Annotated in this window: 14 protein-coding genes and 1 tRNA gene; 11 read left to right on the plus strand and 4 right to left on the minus strand. The window is 60.7% G+C overall.

Features of this window, described 5'->3' with window-relative positions:
* Nucleotides 1-74: 74 nt before the first annotated feature.
* A complete protein-coding gene (locus tag VQ575_RS11125) occupies nt 75-2201 on the minus strand; it encodes an RHS repeat-associated core domain-containing protein (RefSeq protein WP_325919658.1) in 2127 nt (708 codons plus the stop codon).
* Nucleotides 2202-2876: 675 nt separating this feature from the next.
* Between VQ575_RS11125 and VQ575_RS11130 the strand changes: the two genes are divergently transcribed.
* Genes VQ575_RS11130 through VQ575_RS11145 form a run of 4 tightly spaced genes read left to right on the plus strand, consistent with a single transcriptional unit; the run spans nt 2877 to nt 8003 of the window.
* On the plus strand, nt 2877-3359 hold the full coding sequence (locus VQ575_RS11130) for a formate dehydrogenase subunit gamma (RefSeq protein WP_325919659.1): 483 nt from the start codon (nt 2877-2879) through the stop codon (nt 3357-3359).
* On the plus strand, nt 3353-4912 hold the full coding sequence (locus VQ575_RS11135) for a formate dehydrogenase beta subunit (protein ID WP_325919661.1): 1560 nt from the start codon (nt 3353-3355) through the stop codon (nt 4910-4912). The genes VQ575_RS11130 and VQ575_RS11135 overlap by 7 nt, the downstream gene beginning before the upstream one ends.
* Entirely contained in the window at nt 4909-7785 is a 2877-nt protein-coding gene (gene fdhF / locus VQ575_RS11140; RefSeq protein ID WP_325919663.1) for a formate dehydrogenase subunit alpha, read from the plus strand. The genes VQ575_RS11135 and fdhF overlap by 4 nt, the downstream gene beginning before the upstream one ends.
* Nucleotides 7782-8003 carry a formate dehydrogenase subunit delta gene (locus tag VQ575_RS11145; RefSeq protein ID WP_039591225.1) on the plus strand — a complete coding sequence of 74 codons (222 nt, stop codon included), beginning with the start codon at nt 7782-7784 and terminating at the stop codon, nt 8001-8003. The genes fdhF and VQ575_RS11145 overlap by 4 nt, the downstream gene beginning before the upstream one ends.
* 195 nt (nt 8004-8198) lie before the next feature.
* Here VQ575_RS11145 and VQ575_RS11150 read toward each other — a convergent pair whose 3' ends face one another.
* On the minus strand, nt 8199-8519 hold the full coding sequence (locus VQ575_RS11150; RefSeq protein ID WP_325919665.1) for an isochorismate lyase: 321 nt from the start codon (nt 8517-8519) through the stop codon (nt 8199-8201).
* Nucleotides 8520-8632: 113 nt separating this feature from the next.
* On the minus strand, nt 8633-8914 hold the full coding sequence (locus VQ575_RS11155; protein ID WP_045156110.1) for a hypothetical protein: 282 nt from the start codon (nt 8912-8914) through the stop codon (nt 8633-8635).
* Between the two features lie 527 nt (nt 8915-9441).
* On the opposite strand from VQ575_RS11155, the gene VQ575_RS11160 reads away from it, so the two are divergent.
* A tRNA-Lys gene (locus VQ575_RS11160) sits at nt 9442-9516 on the plus strand.
* Nucleotides 9517-9540: 24 nt separating this feature from the next.
* Nucleotides 9541-11853 carry a hypothetical protein gene (locus VQ575_RS11165; protein WP_325919667.1) on the plus strand — a complete coding sequence of 771 codons (2313 nt, stop codon included), beginning with the start codon at nt 9541-9543 and terminating at the stop codon, nt 11851-11853.
* A 117-nt stretch (nt 11854-11970) separates the two neighbouring features.
* Here the strand turns inward: VQ575_RS11165 and VQ575_RS11170 are convergent, their stop codons facing one another.
* Nucleotides 11971-13452: a ComEC/Rec2 family competence protein gene (locus VQ575_RS11170; RefSeq protein WP_325919669.1), complete on the minus strand. Its 1482-nt coding sequence runs from the start codon at nt 13450-13452 to the stop codon at nt 11971-11973.
* Nucleotides 13453-13707: 255 nt separating this feature from the next.
* On the opposite strand from VQ575_RS11170, the gene tspO reads away from it, so the two are divergent.
* The 5 genes from tspO to VQ575_RS11195 all read left to right on the plus strand — a co-directional run bounded on the left by tspO (nt 13708) and on the right by VQ575_RS11195 (nt 20643).
* Entirely contained in the window at nt 13708-14148 is a 441-nt protein-coding gene (gene tspO, locus VQ575_RS11175) for a tryptophan-rich sensory protein TspO (protein ID WP_325919671.1), read from the plus strand.
* A gap of 338 nt (nt 14149-14486) precedes the next feature.
* Nucleotides 14487-15887, plus strand: a complete 1401-nt coding sequence (locus tag VQ575_RS11180; protein ID WP_325919672.1) for an amino acid permease — start codon at nt 14487-14489, stop codon at nt 15885-15887.
* 319 nt (nt 15888-16206) lie between these two features.
* Entirely contained in the window at nt 16207-17928 is a 1722-nt protein-coding gene (locus tag VQ575_RS11185; RefSeq protein WP_039591210.1) for a type I secretion system permease/ATPase, read from the plus strand.
* Entirely contained in the window at nt 17921-19291 is a 1371-nt protein-coding gene (locus VQ575_RS11190) for an HlyD family type I secretion periplasmic adaptor subunit (protein WP_039591208.1), read from the plus strand. Before VQ575_RS11185 ends, VQ575_RS11190 begins: the two co-directional genes overlap by 8 nt.
* Before the next feature lie 2 nt (nt 19292-19293).
* The gene (locus tag VQ575_RS11195; RefSeq protein WP_325919673.1) at nt 19294-20643 is read left to right on the plus strand and encodes a TolC family outer membrane protein; all 1350 of its coding nucleotides are present in this window, start codon (nt 19294-19296) and stop codon (nt 20641-20643) included.
* Nucleotides 20644-20665: the final 22 nt, after the last annotated feature.

Raw genomic sequence — 20665 nt, forward strand, 5'->3', positions numbered from 1 at the left:
ATTTTTTGCATGGGGATACGCCATTATCATCAGGCTTATATAAGTCAAGCCCAGTAACGAAAAAACATATGTGATCATTGTTTGTACTCTATGGGGCCAGTGCTGTAGTTGGGCCCCGGAATGCCGCCCATAAGTCCGCCATAGGCGCAAAGTGTTCCGTCGGGGTTCAGTTGTCCTCCTAAGAACAGACCGGCTCGGCCCGGCGCCCCGGATACGACTCCACCGTTGGGAATATGATCTTTCCAGTCAGGACCACAATTTGTTTCTGGTGGAGGGGGCAGTTCACATACTAGTATCGCAGCACCCAATCCGCCGACTCCAAGGGATCCTATGGCGGTAGGATCTCCTTGAATATAGGACGCACAGTACATCCCAAGACAAGCGGTAAGGCCGTAACGAACGACCTGTTTTCCTGGCATAAGCGTAGGGCCGTTGGGAAAACCCATAAGTCCTTTAGGATCGATAACATTCAACGGATTGGCCGTTGCATATTCGTAAGTATTCAAACCACCCGCCAACCCAATCGGATCACTCTGCACATAGCGTCCAGTTTTCGGGTCGTAATCACGAAAATAGTTATAGTGGAGTCCAGTCTCGACATCGTAGTACTGACCGGGAAAGCGCAGATTGATTTCCAGTTGTCCGCCGGCTTCCTTTGTACCAAATGCATCGGAAACCCACTCCCATACCTTGGTTCGCGCCGCGTTCGTTGCGATCCGCGGTGTGTTGAGGTGGTCACTATGGAGGTAGAACTCGGCGCTGTTTGCTGGCGCGCCCGTTGCACCGTAGCTCACACTGATCCCGCCCAAGGGCACTCCTTCGAGCCAGATATAGAACTGACTTTTCAGCTTCTTGCCTTGGTTATCGAATACGTGCTCGCCAAGAAGTTCGCCACTCAACCCGTAGATAAATGTTGTAGTGCCTTGAGAGGTGATTTTTTTGGTTCGTTGGCCGAAAGCGTTGTAGCGGAACCGAGCTTTGACAGCACCCTTGATTTTCACTTTGCTCAGGCGATTCTGCTCGTCGTAGGAAAACTGACGATTGGCGCGGTCTGCGGTCAGGTTGCCTGCCGCATCGAAGTCTACCGAGTGGGTGCCTGCCTGCGTCAACCGATTGTTGCTCGTCCCATACTGATAAGACGTGCCAGCGGTGACACGCAACTCGCCGTCAATCAACGTGCTGAGCGCTTTTCGGGTGCGGTTACCCGCAGGGTCATAAACGTAAGTCATCCGGTTGAAAGCCGTAGATTCTCCTATCAGGCGATCCAGCGGGTCATAGCTGTAATCAAGGTTGCCGAGTGAACCGCGTTGCATTTGGGTGATATTTCCATGGGCATCATAGGCGTAGGTCTTGCTCTGGCCTGCAACGGTTTGAGCGGTAAGCCGGTAGTCCAGATCGTAGGTACGTTGAAGCGTAGTCCCGTTGGCCCAGGTCAGGTTTTTAAGCGGACCGAAAGGTTGATACGTGATGTTGCTGGCGAGCGCGGTCGGCTGCCCCGTGCTGCGCCGGACCTGCACTTGGCTGATCTGCCCAGCGGTGTTGCGTGAGTAGACGATGCTGAAACCTGTTGGATAATCGATCCTGCTCAACCGATTGGCGACATCGTATCCATAGCCGATTTGTTCTGGCTGAGTCGCTGTGTTTGCGGGCGCTGTTTGCCGCTGGGCTGTAACGTTGCCTTGGGCGTCGTAGGTGTAATTCAGCACGCCGTTGACGTCCTCCACGGCTGTCAGTCGGCCGATGCCTTTGTTACCGGCGGCAATCGAATCGTAGTGGAATTGAATGTCCAGTGCCGGGTTCGTCAGATAGCGGCGGGCGGTCAGGCGATTGAGCGCATCGTAGGTAAAAGTCGTGACCACACCACGCGCGTCCACCTGTTGCGTTACGTTGCCTGCGGTATCGTACTGATAGTCAGTGGCGCCGCTGTCAGGGCTGTTCAACCGCGTCAGGTTCCCCAGGCCGTCGTATTGATATTGGGTGGTTACACCACGTGGGTCGCGGACGTGCGTGAGGTTATCTTGAACGTCGTACTCAAGTTGGGTGATGCCATTAAGCGGGTCAGTATTCGTCACCAATCGGTTCAACGAGTCAAAGGCCCGTTGGTGAATGTGATTGCGGGGATTGGTCAGCGCGATCGGATTATCGTTGAGGTCGTACTGTCTCTGGCTTGTCTGGCCGGCCGCACCCACTGAGCGCAGCAAGCGACCCAGTTCGTCCGGTAAATTTTAAGGTGTTACCAAAACCATCAGTAACGGTCGCAATGTTGTCTAAATAGGTAATGCTCAGCGTGCTACCTGATTTAATAAGCGCAATTAGCCTTCCGTTGCTATCAAATTCAAGTGAGCGATTATTGCGGGCGTGATAGCTCCGACGGTCCGACTGATAGACGAGCGTTCCTGTTTCGGGTGGCCTAGCCTCATAAGACGTTCCTTTTTTATCAAAAAACGATCGACTGCCATTCAGGTAAATAAGTGGGATGGAGCGCTGTAAAACGATACATATATAGTGTGTTTGTAACCTTGTGTTGTGATCCAGCAAAGCAGTCACCACGCTGGCAGTCAGGAAAACGGCCAATAGCCACCGATCGCTGTGCGTCACCTACAATCACTTGTGTATTTGACTTCCCGCGGCGTAGGACAACTTTTCCCGCTTGGTCGCTTTCAGAACACGTTTAGTCGTCCATGTGCAATCGCCACCTTTCGGGAGTGGCAAGCTGTGAAGATGCCCCGGACCAAGTGCGCCAAAGACACCTGGCCGGCGAGCAAGAATGGCGATCGGATTTGCCACGTAACCGTGACGTGGGCCGCACGCCCTAGCCAAGACTCCGAACGACCACCGCCACGCGGCGCTGTCGTTCGAGATGCCGAGGTACGTTTATGCCTGATGAGACGCTTCACCTGCCTCTGATTCACAGCGTGCTGGCGCGCGAGAAGGACACTCCCGGTGCCTTGTTGCCCATCCTCCATGCCATCCAGGAAGGTTGCGGGTACGTTCCCGACACCGCCGTCCCTGAAATCGCCCATGCCCTCAACCTCAGCCAGGCTGAAGTGCGCGGCGTCATCAGTTTCTACCATGACTTTCGCACCACGCCACCGGCGCGCCATACCCTGCGCCTGTGCCGGGCCGAGTCGTGCCAGAGCATGGGGGCCGAGGGCCTGGCGGCGCAGCTGCGCGAACAGCTTTCGCTGGACGATCACGGCACCAGTGCCGACGGAGCGATCAGCCTGCGGCCGGTCTATTGCCTCGGCGCTTGCGTCTGTTCGCCGGCCCTGGAGCTGGATGGTGAACTGCATGCACGGCTGACCCCGGAACGCCTGCGCCAATTGGTGAATGGCTGCCTGGAGGATGGCTCATGCTGACCTTGTGCGTTCCCCGTGATTCAGTGGCCCGCGCCGTCGGTGCGGACAAGGTGGCCGATGCGCTGGCCCGCGAGGCCGAACGGCGTCAATTGCCGTTGCAGGTGTTGCGCACCAGTTCCCGCGGGCTTTATTGGCTGGAACCGTTGGTAGAGCTGGAGACGCCCGAAGGGCGCTTGGGTTTTGGTCCGGTCACCGCCCAGGACGTGCCGGGCCTGCTGGATGCACTGGCGAGTGATCCAGGCAGCCACCCATCGGCATTGGGACTGGTTGAGCACATTCCCTATCTCAAGAGTCAGCAACGCCTGCTGTTCGCACGTGCCGGCATCACCCAGCCGTTGTCCCTGGATGACTACCGCGCCCAGGGCGGTTTCCTCGGGCTGGCCCGGGCGATCCAGTTGGACGGTGCCGAGGTGGTCGCTCAAGTGCTCGACTCCGGCCTGCGTGGTCGGGGTGGGGCGGCATTCCCGGCGGGCATCAAGTGGCGCACCGTACGTGACGCGCAAGGGCCGCAGAAGTACGTGGTCTGCAACGCCGACGAAGGCGATTCCGGCACCTTCGCCGACCGCATGCTGATGGAAGGCGACCCGTTCCTGTTGATCGAAGGCATGATCATCGCCGGTATCGCCGTGGGCGCGACGATGGGTTACATCTATGTGCGTTCGGAATACCCGGACGCCGTCAGCACGCTGAACGAAGCACTGCGCATCGCCCGCGACGCCGGTTACCTGGGCGCGGATGTGTGCGGTAGTGGCCATGCCTTCGAACTTGAGGTCCGGGTCGGCGCTGGCGCCTACATCTGTGGCGAGGAAACGGCGCTGCTCGAATCCCTCGAAGGCAAGCGCGGCACGGTTCGCGCCAAGCCGCCACTGCCGGCGTTGCAAGGCCTGTTCGGTTTGCCGACGCTGGTGCATAACGTGGTGACGCTGGCCTCGGTGCCGGTGATCCTGGAGAAAGGCGCGCAGTTCTATCGTGATTTCGGCATGGGCCGTTCCCTGGGCACCATGCCATTCCAATTGGCTGGCAACGTCCGCCGTGGCGGCCTGGTGGAGCGGGCGTTCGGCCTGAGCCTGCGCGAGTTGGTGCAGGAGTACGGCGGCGGTACCGCGAGTGGTCGTCCGCTGAAGGCCGCGCAAGTTGGCGGGCCCCTGGGCGCCTGGGTGCCACCGGCGCAATTCGATACGCCGCTGGACTACGAAGCGTTCGCCGCCATGGGCGCGATGCTCGGCCACGGTGGCGTGGTGGTCGCCGATGACAGCCTGGACATGGCCAGGATGGCCCGGTTCGCCTTGCAATTCTGCGCCGAGGAATCCTGCGGCAAATGCACGCCGTGCCGCATCGGTTCGACCCGTGGCGTCGAGGTGGTGGATCGCCTGCTCGCCAGCACCGATGCCAATGCCCGCCAGGACCAGGCGTTGTTACTGCAAGACCTCTGCGACACCCTGCAATACGGCTCGCTCTGCGCCCTCGGTGGGATGACGTCCTACCCCGTCGCCAGCGCCCTCAAGCATTTCCCCGCCGACTTCGGTCTGGCGACCCCGGAGGCCGACCAATGATCACGATCTTCGATCCAGCCAGCGACATCGACCTGGGCACCCCGGCCCGCGAAAGCGACGTGCAGGTCAGCCTGACCATCGACGGGCGCGAAATCAGCGTCCCCTCCGGCACCTCGGTGATGCGCGCGGCGGCCTTGCTCGGCACCACCATCCCCAAACTGTGCGCCACCGACAGCATGGAGGCCTTTGGCTCTTGCCGCATGTGTCTGGTGGAAATCGACGGCATGCGCGGTTATCCCGCATCCTGCACCACGCCGGTAACCGACGGCATGGTGGTGCGCACGCAAACGTCCAAGCTCGCCACGCTGCGCCGCAACGTGATGGAGCTGTACATTTCCGACCACCCGCTGGACTGTCTGACGTGCCCGGCCAACGGCAACTGCGAATTGCAGACCGTGGCGGGGCAGGTGGGCCTGCGTGAGGTGCGCTACGGCTACGAAGGCGCCAATCACCTGGCCGAAGCCAAGGACGTGTCCAACCCGTATTTCGACTACGACCCGAGCAAGTGCATCGTTTGCAGTCGCTGCGTGCGCGCTTGCGAGGAAATCCAGGGCACCTTTGCCTTGACCATCAGCGGGCGCGGCTTCGATTCCCGGGTGGAAGCGGCTGGCGGCGAGAACTTCCTCGACTCCGAATGCGTGTCCTGTGGCGCCTGCGTCCAAGCCTGCCCGACGGCCACGCTGATCGACAAAAGCGTGGTGGAGATCGGCCAGCCGGAGCGCAGCGTCATCACTACCTGCGCCTATTGCGGCGTGGGCTGCTCGTTCCGCGCCGAGATGAAAGGCGAACAACTGGTGCGCATGGTCCCGGACAAGAACGGCCAGGCCAACCACGGCCACTCCTGCGTCAAGGGCCGCTTCGCCTGGGGCTATGCGACGCACCCGGACCGCATCACCAAGCCGATGATCCGCAAGCACATCAACGACCCGTGGCAGGAAGTCAGCTGGGACGAGGCGGTCACCTACGCCGCCAGCGAACTGCGCCGCATCCAGCTCAAGTACGGGCGTGATTCCATCGGTGGCATCACATCCAGCCGCTGCACCAACGAAGAAACCTATCTGGTGCAGAAGCTGGTGCGCACGGCGTTCGGCAACAACAACGTCGACACCTGCGCCCGGGTCTGCCATTCGCCGACCGGCTATGGCCTCAAGCAAACCTTGGGTGAGTCCGCCGGTACCCAGAATTTCGATTCGGTGATGAAAGCCGACGTCATCCTGGTGATGGGCGCCAACCCCACCGACGCGCACCCGGTGTTCGGTTCGCAACTCAAGCGCCGCCTGCGCCAGGGCGCGCGGTTGATCGTCATCGACCCACGGCGCATCGACCTGGTGGATTCGCCCCACGCCCGCGCCGAACTGCACTTGCAACTGCGTCCGGGCACCAACGTGGCGATGCTTAACGCGCTGGCCCATGTGATTGCCACCGAAGGCTTGATTGACCAACCCTTTGTCGAGGCGCGCTGCGAGCCTGCTGACTTTGCCCGCTGGCGCAATTTCGTCAGCCTGCCGGAAAATTCCCCCGAGGCCCTGGGCCCGGTCTGCGGCGTGCCTGCCGAGCAGATTCGCGCCGCCGCGCGCCTCTACGCCACGGGCGGCAACGCGGCCATCTACTATGGCCTCGGCGTCACCGAACACAGCCAGGGCAGCACCTCGGTGATGGGCATCGCCAACCTCGCCATGGCCACCGGCAATATCGGCCGAGAAGGCGTCGGCGTGAACCCGTTGCGCGGCCAGAACAATGTCCAGGGTTCGTGTGACATGGGCTCGTTCCCGCATGAGCTGCCCGGCTACCGGCACATCTCCAACGAAGCGGTGCGCACCCAGTTCGAACAGGCCTGGAACGTGACCCTGCAACCCGACCCGGGCCTGCGCATCCCGAACATGTTCGAGGCGGCGCTGGACGGCACCTTCAAAGCGCTTTACTGCCAAGGCGAGGACATCGCCCAGAGCGATCCCAACACCCAACATGTGACGGCTGCGTTGTCCGCTCTGGAATGCGTGATCGTCCAGGACATTTTCCTCAATGAAACGGCCAAGTTCGCCCACGTGTTCCTGCCGGGCAGCTCGTTCCTGGAAAAGGACGGCACCTTCACCAACGCCGAGCGCCGCATCTCCCGCGTGCGCAAGGTGATGGACCCATTGGCCGGTAAAGCCGACTGGGAAGCCACCATCGCCCTGGCAGACGCCCTGGGCTACAAGATGCACTACAACCATCCTTCGGAGATCATGGATGAAATCGCCCGCCTGACGCCGACATTCAGCCGCGTCAGCTACGCCGAACTGGAGCGTCACGGCAGCCTGCAATGGCCGTGCAACGACGCCGCGCCGGACGGCACGCCGACCATGCACATGGAGGAGTTCGTGCGCGGCAAAGGACGTTTCATGCTCACCGGCTACGTACCCACCGACGAGAAGGTCAACGGTCGTTATCCGCTGTTGCTGACCACCGGACGCATCCTCAGCCAGTACAACGTCGGCGCCCAGACCCGGCGCACCGACAACGTCGCCTGGCACGAGGAAGATCGCCTGGAAATCCACCCGACCGACGCCGAAAACCGTGGTATCGCGGAAGACGATTGGGTCGGCATCAGCAGCCGCGCCGGGCAGACCGTGCTACGGGCCAAGGTGACCGAGCGGGTGGCGCCGGGCGTGGTCTACACCACGTTCCACTTCCCCGAGTCCGGGGCCAACGTGATCACCACCGACAACTCCGACTGGGCCACCAACTGCCCGGAATACAAAGTGACGGCGGTGGAGATCGTGCGGGTCAGCCAGCCTTCGCAATGGCAGAAGCGTTATCAGGCCTTCAGCGATGAACAACGCCGCTTGCTCAAGGAGCGTCGACATGCGGAAAAAGCCGAGGTGCGTCGATGAGCGCTCAGAACCTGATCAAGATGGCCAACGAGATCGCCCGTTATTTCGCCACCGAGCCTGACCAGGCGCTGGCGGTGGCTGGCATTCGACAACACATCAAGAACTTCTGGACGCCCGCCATGCGCCGGGACCTGGGGGCGTGGCAGGAAAAATATCCGGATGCGGTGTTGCATCCGTTGGTGTTGGCGGCGTTGAAAGAGCCGGAGGGAGTCACTTAAGCAAAACTATCTGTGCCCCTGTGCCCCTGTGCCCCTGTGGCGAGGGGATTTATCCCCGCTCGGCTGCGCAGCAGTCGTAACCAGTCAGCACGGTTAATTAGATGCAACGCGGTGCCTGGTATGGGGTTGCTGCGCAACCCAGCGGGGCGGTGCGACGTTTCGCTAAATCCCCTCGCCACAGTATTATGAGATGGCTCAGGTCTGGGGCTGCTGCGCCGTCCAGTGTTTCATCTCTTGCGCAATAAAATGATTCACCAGATCGCTGTACAACTTCTCGATGGCATCCGGGTCCAGCCCCTCGGCCTCGGCCCATTCCCGCCGAGTCGTCAACATTGCCTTGAAGCGCTCCGGTGCACGTACCGATGTGGCCGATGTCTTGAACTTCGACGCAGCGAGTACGTATTGAAAGCGTCTGCCCAACAGTTTGATGACGGCTTGGTCGAGGGCATCGATTTCCTGGCGGATGTCTTCCATGCCGGTGCATTGCGCAGGGGATAGGTGGTTTTTTACTTCCATTTAGTTAACTCCATTTGTTTTTCTCCGTGGGAGCCTGCTCGCGAAAGTGCTGGGCCAGCAAGCATCCGCACTCATTGCGCCGCCATCTTCGCGAGCAGTCTCCCACAGATAGATCAGCTTCCGAGACCACGTCGTTCGATCACGCCGAATACGTCTGTCGCGTCCTGCACGAGAATGCGGGCGACGTTGGTCAGGGTGTTGATGTCGCTGGCGGAGGAGTCGCGCAGGCTGGAGCAGGCCACCAGCGTCAGGTAATCGAGCGTGGCGTGCAGGCGTTCGCTGACGCAGGCGTGGAGTTCGGGCAGTGGGGCTTGAGTGTCGATCAGCAGGACGGGCTGGGTCGTAGCGGTTTGGGTCAGAGGGGTGTAGCGGGGTAACTGTTGATTAGCTGTCATGAGATTACTTCCTTCAATAAAAGAAATGCCCCCTTTTCGCTGCGAAACAAATGGGTGGCAGTTGCGCGCAGGTTCGCAGACCGAGGAAGGAAAACTCGGCAGACCCGAAAGTCTCCCGCGCGCAACCGCCATAAAATGAAAGCGGGCAAGTTTGCCTGAATTTCACTCGACGGTGCATTTCCTTTGCGATCGGGCTGCGAAACCCAGTCACTGACGAAAGCCAGCGACGCCCCAACTATAGAAGTCGATCCCACCCCCCACAACCGACCTGTAGGACGTCCCGGTCCCCCATGGCGAGGGAGCTTGCTCCCGCTCGGTGGCGCAGCCGCCGCAAAACCGGGCGCTGCGGTACGTCTGACGAAACGGAGTCGCCAATCCTAGGCCGCTTCGCAGCCCAGCGGGAGCAAGCTCCCTCGCCACGGGTCGTCATTTCCTACGAGATTTTCGGACCGTAAAATCGCGCCACATATCCTGTCATCCGAGACGCTTCACATCTCGGTGATGCTGACCGACAATGCCCGCTCTGCTCCGGGGTAGTTCAGCGGTAGAACACCTGGCTCTTAACCGGGTGGGCGCTGGTTCGAATCCAGCCCCCGGACCCATTATTCGCAGGGTCATCAGCACGTATGCTCAAGGACGACACTGAATCTGACGGAACACAGGGCATCGGCGCGGGCTATGCGGCCTTCCAATTGTCCAAGGCCCTCATCGCCCAAGGCGCCGATTCCGAGCCAGAAGCCCAGGTCCAGGTGGCTCAGCGGATCGCCCGTTGGCAGCAGGTACTGGCGCATGCCGTGCAGGGAACTGTGCAGTACGGCGCCCGCATGCCGATGGCGGATATTCCCGTCTGGGTGACGTTGGAGGTTGCCACGGGCGGGTTTGCCACGGGGCAGCTGCTGGCCGGTGGTCAGCTCAATGAGCACGAGCAAGTGCTGGCAGCATCGATCCCGGGCATCCGTCCGGGTTTTGAACGTCTGGATCTCAATGCGTGGTATCTGACGGATGAAGGGCTCGACGTCTTGCGGGGGTATCTGGGGACGGGCAATTACCGCGTCGATGTTGCGGAAGAGTCGGCCCTGCTGTGCGTGGCGTGGCTGCTGGATCAACATCAAGTGGATGAGGCCTGGGCGCTCATCGAGACGATCACCCCGTTCTTCGATCGCTTGCGCTTCTTTCCATCGCCTTGCGCAAAACCACAATCTTCTTCGGCGCAAGTCCATGTATTCAACGTTGGTGAGATTCGCCAACGGCTCTTGGAGTTGCGGGCTCAGCCACGTCTGGCGGTTCAGAAGCAGGTGATCGAAATCTACCTGCCACTGTACGACGCCGCCGTCGCCCATTTCCTTTTGACTTACCAGGATGAATGGCCGTGCCGGGTTTATCCCGAGGGCTGGCCCGAAGAGGCCGCTTCGCTTTGCACGCGCTTCAACGCATTCCGCGATGCCGAAGAGCACACCATTGGCGCTTCGAAACCACGCCTCTCGGAACTGTTCGCACTGCTCGAACAATGCTCTGGCGACCCAAGCTCGTTGACAGGCCGGCAAGTCGGCCGGATTCGTCAGATCGTTGGGGATTTCGTGCGCAAGCATGGTCTGCCCGACTCCGACCTTCATCGTGAGTACCGGTCCAGACAGCGCGAGGATGTCGCCGCGCCGGGCCACCATGTGCTCGCCAAGGCGGTTGCCAAGCGAATGGAACATTTTCCGGCTGATGATGGCGTATCGGATTTGACGCCCTTGCTTGAGCCGGTCACTGCGCAAGAGGCAAACGCATTTGCCCTTGCGGGCGAGGCTGATCTTCCGCGATCGATTCGCCAGCGCGTGGAGCGCTGCGGTAGCGGTACGATTGCCGAACTGATCGAGCGCGGCTTGATTACGTCGGGCGACACCGTCGCGCGGGTATTGCCGGCGATGACCGCTGACATACGGAGCGCCGGGTTTCGCGACCCCGCCTTGGGCAATCTCTACGCGGCAACTTATCGTGCTTTTCGCCAGCGCCGCTCGTTGTTACTGGTCGATCTCCAAAGCCAGGTCAGGCTGGATGAGCTGCCCTGGGTGGCGCTCATGGAAGGCCAACGACAACGTCACTCGCTCGACGCGGACATCGCTCGGCAGGCGCTTATCGAGGCGTCAGCGCTGACGCTGACTGCCTTTCCCCAGGCGATCCTGCCCAACAAGCTGCTCAAGGAACTGCGTGCCCTCGCCGAAACAGCCGGGCTGGATCTGCCGTTCGTGGACGAAGTCGCTTCGGACATATTCATGGGGGAATTTTCCAACAAGTTCATTGATGCGGCCAGGCGGGCGGGCAGGGCGCTGGCAGGTACCCTGTACGCCCGTTACTACGATATCGATACCCACATCCTGGCGACGCTTCCCGACAAACCCAAGTCGAGAGCGAGCCAACCCTTCTGGCGACGTTCGTCAACAAGCACCGACCCCCTGACGACCTTGTGCGCGCGGCGTGCAAACGCAGAGCTGGGTACCTGGCGTCCCGCAACCAACGGCACCATCATTGAACAGCAACAGATAGTGACCACGCAGAATCTCTCGATACTGTTCTGCGAGCTCGATTTGAAAACACTGTTGTATCCGCGCGTGAGCTCACTCGCCCAGGCCTGTTTTGAATGGATCTGCAGACGCCAGCAGATGCGTATCGAGCATTATCACGGGCGCTTGATCATGCTCAAGAACACGGCTTACGCCTGGCGCCAGATGATTTTTTACCTGTCGATGCTCGATGAATCCGAGACGGCGTCGACTATCGAAGGCATCGAAGCACACTTCGTTAGCCAGCCGATTGCTTTTCAGGAGAAATTTCGACCGGTGATGATTGGGCTGCGCCTGGCAGCGGCGGGACGTCGCTTGCCGCAGCAAGATCGAACCATCGAAGGTGCGCGTGTTTTTCTGGGGTGGACGACGGAGTCGCATTGGTTGCGATAAGACGTGCGCTGACGAAGGGCAAGCCGGCTGAAGATTGCCCTGCTCATCGCAAGGCAATAGGTCATGGCTGGGTGCTGTTCACACAACAGCATCCAAGACTAGCCAGTATTTACGTCTCTATGGAACCACCGCTGTTTTTTTCTTCCTGATGTATGTTTTTCTGGTGCCTGAAGGGGGGCAGGAGGTTACGACGTGGCTTGGAATCAGGCACAAGTTTCCCTGCCGAACCTGGCCACAACCGCATTTGGGATCCGGAGCGCCAGGCGAGAACTTAAGCAGCACGTTCCCATGGAGATGTGAATGCGTCGCAGGGAACAGCGCTACTGTGTGTGGACAAGTTTGTCGCTGGTGTGTGGCAATAACATCCCAATCCCAGCCTTTGGCTTGGTAGGCATCTATGGATTCCTGTTTTGGATGCCCATAGACATTCCCGTTGCCCACTGACAACACAAGCTTTTTCGGCCCTCGCTTTAACGGTTTTGGAACATCCGCGACCGTTATTCTTGACCCATGGTGGGGAGCGATCATGCCAGCCAATTTCAGGCGTTTGTTTGTCTGCAAGGAGGGGATAGACGGGAAGTCCGCGTCGCCAGTCATCAAGATAGCTGGGCCCTTGCGATTGGGTTGGACAAACATTGCTATACCGGTGTTGTTTCTGTCCTGCGGCAAATGGGAGGGAGGATCGCAGGCTTCCAGCCAACCCTCGGAGAAATCAATTCGGCGGCAATTGTTTGGCCATAGAAGCATGGCTGGGATTCCAGGAAAGAGATGAACCTTGGTCAATTCGCGATAGAAACTCATCGCCAATGGACCGATCTGGTGCGCTTTGGTCTGAGGCGCGCGTCCAATCCAGAAACGCTGGAGCGCTTGCGCGTTCCATTCGTGCCTGGTCGTTAAGTTCGTTGGGTTGAATGCGCTTCGCTTGATGGCATAAGACCAGTGGTCCATATCCCAATGGGACAGGACTACTGGCGCTACAGTGCGTCTGTCGCAGGCAAAGAAGTCCGGCTGTGAAGGCGGTCGGGTAAAAGAGTGGAAGTTGGGGGCCCAGCCTAAGTCAAAGAAAACCCGGGGATGCTCGTATTGGTCAACTATGGCGTTGCAGTTCCCCTGGCCCACATCGTAGGCGGCAGCGGCGAGGTCGCCCGACGCACGCAGAGAGAAATCCAAGATCGCAGCAATAAAAGTCGCCGGTGTTCGAGCCTCTCCAGAGAGCGTCAACATCCTGTATTCATCCGGTTCCAGCTGCGCTGGAGTCAAGCTTGTGATGTGAAGATAAATAGACTCAGTGTTATCCCCAAACATCACCACCTCGGCGGGAATTGAATGGGCAGCGGCGTGTGAGGCCACCTCGATGCTCACCCATTGGCCGGTATATTCGGCAAGGCCGGAGAACAGCTTCGCTAATGAGTTAAAAGTGGTGCGTAAAGCAAGCAGGTCGAAGATTTGTTCGTCGCTGAAGGTTCTGGCGAATCCATCGAAGATCACCCATCCGCCGGTTTCTTCGTTTTGCTCATCGCGCTCTATTTCGAGGAGTGCCGTGAATTGTCGACGTTTGCCTTCGAAAGCGTCATGTTCCTTCGTCTCGTATTCGCCCATTTTGCGTCCTTGCTGGATTCACCGGCTGATAATTGGCACCGCGCGTATCGCGTCGGCGTCCTGCCGAGAATAATGGCCATCTGATATTGAATAGGCAAGCGAGCGTTGTGTTGAGATCCGGCCTTACTTTTTTGGGACGGTTCAGGGGGCACGTTCCAAACGTAGTGAATTTATAAATAAGTGCTGGGTCATTAAAGGGACGATGGGCTCCATTTCGAGTGCTCTCTGCCTTCTATCCCCAACCAAGGACGGACAATGACCTTCTTTATTTTTCTCCTCGCCTGCTGTGCTGCTGCAAGCACTGGCGTCATTTTCAAACCAGGCCCATGGTACGAATCCCTGGTCAAACCCAGCTTCACGCCGCCCAATTGGCTGTTCCCCGTGGCCTGGTCGGTTATTTACCTGCTGCTGGCCTGGGCAGGGTACCGCTTGAGCCTGATACCGGGAAGCCAATTGGCGCTGTCGTTGTGGGCGGCGCAGATTGCGCTTAACACGTTGTGGACGCCGGTGTTTTTCGGCGCGCATCACATGATCGCCGGCATGGTGATCATCACGCTGCTCTGGCTGGTCGTGGCCGCGATGGTGGTGTTGGCGTTGCGCCTGGACGTGATCACCGGGTTGATCCTGTTTCCCTACCTGGCGTGGCTTTGCGTGGCTGCTGCGCTGAACTTCTCCATCCTGCGCAACAATCGCTGACGGCGCGAAGCAAAGCCAGCACGCATCGCCTTTGCACCCATCACGCCGGTTTCAGGCATTGAATAAGCCCAGAACACCCTGTCGACTGGAGCCAAGCCGCTCTGCTGTCTGCTAACCAGCGCGGCCATGCCGGTCTTGGCGAGATCAGACAAAAAAGCGACGCTCACAGCTAACTGACTCGGGAGCGTAGGCGGGTAACGTGGCTCAACTGTTTACCGCAGAGCCAACTACACGAGGGATTGGATCAGACATCCAGGGTGTGCCGCTTTCAGGAGGAGCGAAAACCAACCAGCACCGACAGTCCCTCGACACGCCTCACTGTCGATAAGAGAACAACAATGACCAGCCCGACCTTCAAGGATTCGAACGGCCACCTGGCGCAGGGCTTCAAGCCTCGTCACGTCACCATGCTTTCAATTGCCGGGATAATCGGTGCAGGCCTGTTTGTCGGATCGGGCCATGCCATCGCCGCTGCAGGCCCCGCCGTGATGCTGGCGTATCTTTTTTCCGGTCTGCTGGTGGTGCTCGTCATGCGCATGCTGGGCGAGATGGCGGTGGCGCGGCCGGATACCGGTTCGTTTTCCACCTACGCCGACCAGGCGATCGGGCGCTGGGCCGGCTTCACCATCGGTTGGCTCTACTGGTGGTTCTGGGTGTTGGTGATTCCCATCGAGGCGCTGGCCGCCGGCCATGTCATGAACCAGTGGTTTCCCGCCGTCGATGCCTGGCTGTTCGCCTCGGTGTCGATCATCGCCCTGGCGGTGACGAACCTGTTCAGCGTGTCCAAGTATGGTGAGTTCGAGTTCTGGTTCGCCATGGCCAAGGTGGTGGCGATCATCGGTTTCATCTCCCTGGGCTTCGCGGTCCTGATGGGCTGGATTCCCGAGCGCGAAGCCAGTGGCTTGAGTCGCTTGATGGAAGAATATGGCGGCTTCGCGCCCAATGGCTTGTCGGCCGTGGTCGGGGCGTTCATCACGATCATGTTCAGCTTCATCGGGACGGAAGCGGTGACGATCGCTGCCGCCGAGTCCAGCAACCCCGCACAGAACATCGCCAAGGCCACCCGCTCGGTGATCTGGCGCATCGGCGTGTTCTACCTGCTGTCGATCTTCGTGGTGATTTCCGTGGTGCCGTGGAACGATCCTCTCTTGGCGTCGGTGGGTTCCTACCAGCGGGCACTGGAGTTGATGAACATTCCCCACGCCAAGTTCATGGTGGACGTGGTGGTGTTGATCGCCGTGGCCAGTTGCATGAACTCCTCGATCTACATCGCTTCGCGCATGCTCTATTCCCTGGGGCGGCGTGGCGATGCGCCGAGGGCGGTGGAAGTCACGTCGTCCGCCGGGGTGCCCAGGGCAGCGGTGATTGCCAGTACCGTGTTGGGGTTGGGCATCACCTTGTTCAGCTATTTCATGCCGGCCGGGTTGTTCCAGTTCCTACTCGCCAGCTCCGGCGCCATCGCGCTGTTGGTGTACCTGGCAATCGCCGTCTCCCAATTACGCATGCGCCGCCAGCTGGTTCGGCAAGGTGTTGAGCTGGGCTTTCGCATGTGGTTGTTTCCCTGGCTCACCTGGGCGGTAATCCTGTTCATCTGCGGCGCGCTGGCGGTGATGATGGTGACACCCGAGCACCGCAGCGAGGTGAGCACCACCCTTGGCCTGGCCCTGGTCATTTCCTTTATCGGATTGGTGACGTCGCGGCAATCGCCGCAGCCTGAAGAAGCGGTGTCCCTGGGTTAACACTACAAACCTGTGCGAGCTTGCTCGCGATAGCGGTGTGGCAGTCAAATCCCAGCCACTGACCCGACGCCATCGCGAGCAAGCTCGCCCACAGGGGCCTGCGTCTCATCCCCTCGTTTTTCACCGTCCGCCGAAAATCCCTCATCCGCCTCTGGCACTTACCTTTGGCAGCGTTGTCAGTAGTTGGCGCCCGTACGGGTGGAGTTCGCCACAGATGGCGACAATGTCAGCAGGATGACGCTCTTTTTTTGACGCCTTCGGGCTAATGACTCGCATGGATTGCATCGGGACGGTTATTTCTTTTGCGGGTTGACACTCTATGGGTTTGCTCCTTGATCCACGGCATGACATTGACGCCGCGTTGTTAAGTTATCGGCGTGTGTTCTGGTCCCTGGGCTTGTTCAGCGGGGCGATCAATCTGCTAGTGCTGGTGCCGTCGTTGTACATGATGCAGGTCTATGACCGGGTCCTCACCAGTCGCAACGAAACCACTTTGTTCATGCTCACCTTGATCGCCCTCGGGCTGTTCATGTTCAGTGCGTTGATCGAGTGGGTGCGCGGCGAGGTGATGATCCGCATGAGCGCCGGGCTGGACGATGCCTTGGGCGAACGGATCTTCGATGCGGCGTTCGCCCGCAGCCTGCGCGAGCACAACGCCAACCCGGCGCAAGTGCTGAGTGACCTGGCGACCCTGCGGCAACTGATTACCGGCCAGGGCCTGATCGCCTTGCTCGATGCGCCGTGGTTGCCGATCTTCCTGTTGGTGGCGTTTATCTTTCATCCCTGGTTCGGCGTTTTGACCCTGGTGCTCGCCGTGTTGCTGATCGGCCTGGCGCTGTGGGGCGAGCTGGCGACCCGCACGCGCCTGGGGGAGGCCAATCGACTGGGCGTGCAATCCTCGATCTACGTCAACAGTACCCTTCAGAACGCCGAAGTCATCCAGGCCCTGGGCATGCTCGGGCCGCTGCGCCAACGCTGGAGCCTGCTGCAACAACGGATCATTGCGGCGCAGGCCCACGCCAGCGATCGCGGGGCGCGCATCACCTCGGCGACGCGTTTCGTGCGGATTTCCGGCCAGTCCCTGGCTCTGGGATTGGGCGCGCTGTTGGTGCTTGAAGGGCAGCTCTCGGCGGGCATGATGATCGCCATGTCTTTGTTGTTGGGACGCGCCCTGGCACCGGTGGAAATCGCCATTGGCTCGTGGAAGCAATTCAACAGCGGCCGCCAGAGCTACCAGCGCCTGAGCCAATTGCTTGAGCAACACCCCCGTGATCGCTTGCGCATGCCGCTGCCGCCGCCCACGGGTGCGGTGCGCCTGGAGCAAGTGTATGCGGGGCCGCCCGGGGCTTCGCAGCCGATCTTGCGGGGCATCAATTTCAGCCTCGGCAAGGGCGAAGTGCTCGCGGTGGTTGGCCCCAGTGCCAGCGGCAAGTCGACCTTGGCTCGCGCGTTGGTTGGCGTGTGGCCGGCCATGGGGGGCTCGGTGCGCCTGGACGATGCCGAGATCAGCCAGTGGTCCCATGATGCGCTGGGGCCGTACCTCGGTTATCTGCCCCAGGACATCGAGCTGTTCGACGGCAGCGTCGCCGATAATATCGCCCGCTTCGGTGAACAGGACGCCGACAAGATCATCGCCGCCAGCCGCCACGCGGGCATCCACGAAATGATCCTGAGATTTCCCAAGGGCTACGACACGCCGCTGGGCCCCGGCGGGCTGGGTTTGTCGGGCGGCCAGAAGCAGCGTCTGGGCCTGGCGCGTGCACTGTACGGCAGCCCGTCGCTGATCGTGCTCGACGAGCCCAATTCCAATCTGGATGAAGCCGGTGAACTGGCGCTGGTGCAAGCCATTGGTGTGCTGAAGGCCGCCGGCAGCACCGTGGTGTTGATCACCCATAGGCCCAATGTGTTGGCGGTGGTCGATCACATCCTTGTGTTGAAGGACGGCACTCAGCAAGCGTTCGGCCCGCGAGACCGAGTGCTCAAGGCGCTGATGCCGGGGCCAAGGCCAACCGCCGTGCGGGAGGCAAGCAAAGATGCGTGATTTGAAACCGACCGCAGCGGCCCACGGTGAGCATGGCTTGAGCGTGCTCAGCAGCAACACGCTGCCCAGCGCCAGCACTGATGCGGGCGGCGCGGCGCGCTACGGCGTGGTTTTCCTCGCCCTGACCCTGGGCGGTTTTCTGCTTTGGGCGTGCCTGGCACCGCTCGATCAAGGCGTGGTCGGCAGCGGCACCGTGGTGGTGGCGGGGGAGCGCAAGGCGGTGCAGTCGCTGGTGGGCGGCGTGGTGGAGAAACTACTGGTCAGTGACGGTGACCGCGTCAGCCAGGGGCAACTGTTGGTGCAGCTCAACACGGTGCAGGCCCAGTCGCAGTTGGACGTGACCCTGGGCAAGCTGCTCAACGACCGCAGTATCGAGGCGCGGTTGATGGCTGAGCGCCTGGGCGCCGATGAAATCCAGTGGCCGCAGCAATTGCTGGAGCGCGCCGACGAGCCCCGCGTCAAGGCAGCCATGGCCCTGCAGAGCCAATTGTTCATGACCCGACGTGCCGAGCTGGGCAGTCGCTTGCAGATCATCGAGCACGAAATCGGCGCCTTGCAGCAACAGTTGCAGGGCTACGAAGGGGTCAAGCGCAACTACGACGCGCAGATGCGCTTTCAACAACAGGAGCTCGTGGGGCTGCGGGAGCTGGCCCGCGAAGGCTACGTGCCGCGCAACAAGCTCTTCGAGGCCGAGCGCAACGCGGCGCAACTGGCCGGACAGATCGCTTCTGGCATCGGCGACGTCGGCCGCACGCGCCAAGCCATCAACGAGAGTCGGCTCAAGGCGTTGCAGGCGCAGCAGGAATTCCGCCGCGATGCTGAAACCCAGCTCAGCGAAGTGTCGGCCGAAGCCGCCGGCTATGCCGATCAGATCCGCGCCTTGCAATTCGAAGTCGACAACGGTGCGATCCGCGCGCCAGTGGCGGGCCAGGTCATGGATTTGTCCATCCATACGGTGGGCGGTGTCGCCCAGGCCGGGCAAACGTTGATGCAGGTGGTGCCGTTGGACGCACCGATGGCGATCACCGCGCGCTTTGATCCGTTGATGGCCAACAAACTCACTCCCGGGCTGCCCGTGCATGTGCATTTCACCGCCCTGCAACGGGTGGATACGCCGACGGTGACCGGCACGGTCACCACCGTGTCGGCGGATCAGTTGATCGACGAGCAGACCCACCAGCCGTACTTCTCCGCCAAGGTCGAGATTCCCGCCGAGACGGTTGTCTCGTTGCAAAGCGCCGGGCTGCTGGTGCGCCCCGGCATGCTCGCCGACGTCACCGTGGTGACGGGTGAGCGCACCCTGATGAATTACCTGATGAAACCCCTGCGCGAACGCTTGCTGGCTGCCTTCAAAGAGGAATGAGCATGACCGACCGTTGCCGTTATGGCGTCCGTGTGCTGTTGAGCCTGTGCACCAGTTGGGCGGTGATCGGCCCCGCCTGGGCGGCGGAGGGCGGGTTGAGCCTGACCGCCGCCTACGACGCCTCGCGGCTCAATGACCCAACCTTGCAGACCGCGACCCACGCCTACGACGCGTCACGACAGGAGGAGGCGATCGGGCGTGGCGGGCTTTATCCGCAAGTGTCGCTGTCATCGCGTTATGGCTATGGCGGGCGTACGGACGGCGGCGATGACAGCAGTTATGTGAACAGCAACGATTACCAGGCGAACAGCGTGACCCTGGCGGCACAACAACCCCTTTACGATAAGGGGCGCTGGGCGGCGTACCAGGAAGGCAAGGCGCGGGGCGTGCTTGGCAGCCAGCAGTTCGATGTGGCCGGCCAAGCCTTGTTCGATCGCGTCGCCAAGGGCTACTTCGATGTCGCGCGCGCCGAGAATGAACTCAAGTTGATTGCCCAGCAAAAAACCGCCATCCGTGGCTTGGTCGTGCAGAGCAAAAAGCTCTATGAGGGCGGCCAGGGCGCGATTACCGATATCGACGAGGCCCAGGCCCGGCTCGATCTGGTGGAGGCCCAGGAAACCGAAGCCCAGGCGCGCCGCGTGGCTGCGTTGCGGGCGTTGTCGGGGCGTACGAGCGTGCCCATCGACGACATCCAGCCGATGCGCGAAGAGTTGCCCACCGGCAGCCCCATCCCGCCTGAGCAGGATTTGCCTTACTGGACGGCAATCGCTCGCGAGGCCAGCCCCGAATTGGCGGCACGGCTGGCGGCGGTGAAAGTTGCCGAGGCCCAGGCCGACAGCCAGCGCGCCGGGCATTATCCGACGTTGTCGTTGACCACCCAGTTGACCCGTCGGGAAACCCGCCAGTACCAGGAGCTCGATCCGCGCCAGGACACCTATTACGTTGGCGTTCAACTGGACATTCCGTTGTACCGCGGCGGCGCGGTCCGCGCCTCGGTAGCCAAGGCCGAGGCACAGTTGGCTGGCGCCCAGTCGGACTATGACGTGCAGCGCCAGGAACTGGCGGAATCAATCGAGACCGATTACCTGGGCGTGGTCGCGGGGTTCGCCAAGAGCAAGGCGATGCTACGGGCGGTGGAGTCCAACCAGCGGGCGCTGACCTCCACCGAGAAGGGGTTCCAGGGCGGCGTGCGTTCGACCGTCGATATCCTCGACGCCCAGCAACGCTTGTTCCAGGCGCGCCGGGACCTGCTCGATACCAAGCTCGACATGCTGCAAAGCTATGTAAGCCTGCACACCCACACCGGCCAGATGAACCGTGCAGTGCTGGAGCAGGTGCAAAGCCTGTTCTGATCTGAAGTGTGCAATGTTGTTG

It is taken from the genome of Pseudomonas frederiksbergensis, assembly GCF_035751725.1.
Lineage (GTDB): Bacteria > Pseudomonadota > Gammaproteobacteria > Pseudomonadales > Pseudomonadaceae > Aquipseudomonas > Aquipseudomonas frederiksbergensis_A.

What these genes read in the sequence shown, in the direction of transcription:
- fdhF (WP_325919663.1), top strand. Translation starts at nt 4,909, where the DNA reads ATGATCACGATCTTCGATCCAGCCAGCGACATCGACCTGGGCACCCCG.
- VQ575_RS11130 (WP_325919659.1), top strand. Translation starts at nt 2,877, where the DNA reads ATGCCTGATGAGACGCTTCACCTGCCTCTGATTCACAGCGTGCTGGCG.
- VQ575_RS11190 (WP_039591208.1), top strand. Translation starts at nt 17,921, where the DNA reads ATGCGTGATTTGAAACCGACCGCAGCGGCCCACGGTGAGCATGGCTTG.
- VQ575_RS11135 (WP_325919661.1), top strand. Translation starts at nt 3,353, where the DNA reads ATGCTGACCTTGTGCGTTCCCCGTGATTCAGTGGCCCGCGCCGTCGGT.
- VQ575_RS11195 (WP_325919673.1), top strand. Translation starts at nt 19,294, where the DNA reads ATGACCGACCGTTGCCGTTATGGCGTCCGTGTGCTGTTGAGCCTGTGC.
- VQ575_RS11165 (WP_325919667.1), top strand. Translation starts at nt 9,541, where the DNA reads ATGCTCAAGGACGACACTGAATCTGACGGAACACAGGGCATCGGCGCG.
- VQ575_RS11185 (WP_039591210.1), top strand. Translation starts at nt 16,207, where the DNA reads ATGGGTTTGCTCCTTGATCCACGGCATGACATTGACGCCGCGTTGTTA.
- VQ575_RS11145 (WP_039591225.1), top strand. Translation starts at nt 7,782, where the DNA reads ATGAGCGCTCAGAACCTGATCAAGATGGCCAACGAGATCGCCCGTTAT.
- tspO (WP_325919671.1), top strand. Translation starts at nt 13,708, where the DNA reads ATGACCTTCTTTATTTTTCTCCTCGCCTGCTGTGCTGCTGCAAGCACT.
- VQ575_RS11150 (WP_325919665.1), bottom strand. Translation starts at nt 8,519, where the DNA reads ATGGAAGTAAAAAACCACCTATCCCCTGCGCAATGCACCGGCATGGAA.
- VQ575_RS11155 (WP_045156110.1), bottom strand. Translation starts at nt 8,914, where the DNA reads ATGACAGCTAATCAACAGTTACCCCGCTACACCCCTCTGACCCAAACC.
- VQ575_RS11180 (WP_325919672.1), top strand. Translation starts at nt 14,487, where the DNA reads ATGACCAGCCCGACCTTCAAGGATTCGAACGGCCACCTGGCGCAGGGC.
- VQ575_RS11170 (WP_325919669.1), bottom strand. Translation starts at nt 13,452, where the DNA reads ATGGGCGAATACGAGACGAAGGAACATGACGCTTTCGAAGGCAAACGT.